This window comes from Cupriavidus sp. FW306-01-F10A (assembly GCF_058782785.1).
The window spans coordinates 1-1,569 of record NZ_JBYSYA010000051.1 but is presented as its reverse complement, the minus strand read 5'-3'; the positions used below and the strand labels follow the sequence as shown (position 1 = coordinate 1,569).

Here is a 1,569-nt window from a genome sequence, read left to right as displayed (position 1 = left end):
TAGACACCGGCGGAATCCCGACTGTAGTAGAAGGTTGCAATATCGTTCGGCGTACGAATATCTTGTACGTTGTGTCCTGCAGCAACATATCGTGCCAAGGCTGCCTCATAGCCTCCCTCGCCAAAATAGTCGCTATTGATCGTCACCGAGGGGATTGGAAGACTGTTGTAGACCTGCGTATCCAGGTTGTTCTTTAGCGCAAACGTCTGTGCCATCCCACCGCCTAAACTATGGCCGGTAGTCGAGAATGAGTACCCCTCATATATTGGGTCGGCGCGTAGCGCCTCAAGGGCTGTCTGCGCCTGCGCTTGGATCTTGAAGAACTCGCTGGATCCGTTGTTGAGGAGGTCGGACGTCCAATTCGACAGGGCGTCCGATCCCTTGAATGAAAAAACTATCTGATTGTCCGTCGCGTTAATGAACACCTCGAATCGATTCTCGATAGTTCCAGACGCGTTGGTTTGCGAATTCCAATCAACTCCAAATTGAGCAACGCCTTCTCCGCCATTCGGGTATGAGATGGACAAGTCCATCTTCTCCCACCCCTTTGGTACATCAACAATGGGGTCTAGGTACGAGTTATTGGCCAGCGCCATGCCGGCATGCTGATCGGGAAGGGAAACTCTGCTGCTCACCATAGCAAACGGACTCAATATGAACAATCTTTCGCGGTTGTGCGCACTTCGGCTGACGCCTCACACGCCGCATTCTTTTCGCGCCAATAACGCTCACGTTCGGCATCGGGCTTTAGAACATAGGTGAATGAACCATCCAAATTACGGCGCGTTCGGCCATCACGAAAAGCTGGCCATACCCAGCGGGCGGGTGATCTGAAAACAAGGCATTGTTTGTTGACCGAGGCCATTGCGTTGTAGAGTGGCTGCGCGTATGAGCAGCGGGATTTCATCCCTCGTTCAAGCCACTCAAGACCCCTCTTCATGTCTTGTTGTTCGCGTGGCAAGTAGACCCCCTTCGTGTATTGCGGAGCACCGCGACCATCAAATAGCATCAGCCCCAACGCAATCATCGCGTCGCTCGAGCCGTTATCGGCAGCCTTCTGGTAGAGGTCTCTGATCGCCACTGGGTCACTGATGCGGTGTTCCCCGATCCACCCTTCCGCATTGGCAAGCGCGAATAGATAATCTCCCATCGGATCACCTTGAGCTTGCAGGGAGCGGATCTGTTCAATTTGTTCCGCGCGCAGCTTCGTAATGCGTTCGCGCGTAGCTGCTTGATCAAGGCTGTTCGCCGTTGAAGTGGTTCCACTTACAATTGCCCCACACCCCGCTAGCAATAACCCGCTCACCGCACATACTTGGCATACCGATCGGAAGATGGAAAGGCGACGCCAAGCGCCGATATATGACTTCCAAAATGGAAGGGGCGTTTGCCTGCGTCGGCGCGAACTCGTGAGAAGCATTCACACCCCCGTCTCGAAGGTGGGCACCAAAGAGTCAGCGGCTTCGGTCTTGACGGTGACGACCGATGAGGCAAACCTCGTAGTGAGGCTTGCACGAAAAATGATGTTGCTCATACTGCAAAACTCCTGCTTCGTTCTTGTTTTTGCCA

At 53.6% G+C, this 1,569-nt stretch carries 2 protein-coding genes; both read right to left on the bottom strand.

From position 1 onward, the window contains the following. On the bottom strand, positions 1-596 hold a 596-nt coding region (locus tag AC3WLF_RS31290), incomplete at its 3' end, for a Tle-like phospholipase domain-containing protein (RefSeq protein ID WP_492359307.1). 53 nt (positions 597-649) lie between these two features. Then, positions 650-1,306 (bottom strand): SEL1-like repeat protein, encoded by a 657-nt coding sequence (locus tag AC3WLF_RS31285; RefSeq protein ID WP_152548539.1) that lies wholly within the window; start codon positions 1,304-1,306, stop codon positions 650-652. Between the last annotated feature and the right edge of the window lie 263 nt (positions 1,307-1,569).